The 561-nt window shown below is 66.1% G+C and carries 1 protein-coding gene; it reads right to left on the bottom strand.

Translation table 11 applies throughout. The annotated features are described in order from the left end of the window. Positions 1-124 precede the first annotated feature (124 nt). On the bottom strand, positions 125-561 hold a 437-nt coding region (locus AC4FS3_RS29260; RefSeq protein WP_491023457.1), incomplete at its 5' end, for an ABC transporter permease subunit.

Raw genomic sequence — 561 nt, 5'->3', positions numbered from 1 at the left:
GCGAAGATGATCATCACGCCCATCAGGCTCATGGTGGTGATCGCCACGCTCGACGGAAACACCACCGGCGCGATCAGCAGCGCGACGGCAACCGCGGCGAAACAGATAAGGTAGCGCATGCCGGTCATGATTCACGCGTCCCGAACAGTCCGGTGGGCTTGAGGATGAGCACAAGCACAAGCAGGAGATAGGGCAGGACAGGCGCGATCTGGGCGAGCGGCGCGCGGCCGAGTTCGCCAAATATCCCCGCCGCCGTGGGGCCAATGACATCGGCGAGCGAGACATTGATGGCGACCGCGAACGTCTGGATCAGGCCGATGAGCAGCGAAGCGACAAACGCGCCGCCAAGCGAACCAAGGCCGCCGACCACGATCACCACGAACAGGATCGGCCCAAGCAGCGCCGCCATGGACGGCTGGGTGACGAGGGCCGGCCCCGCGATGACGCCGGCGAGCCCGGCGAGCCCGGCGCCGACGCCAAACACCATCATGAACACCCGGGACACGTTGTGGCCCAGCATCGCGACCATGTCCGGGTGCGTGAGGGCCGCCTGGATGATGA

Source organism: Pseudogemmobacter sp. TB195 (assembly GCF_058313095.1).
The sequence above is the reverse complement of the archived record's forward strand: the minus strand, read 5'-3'. Positions and strand labels throughout refer to the sequence as shown.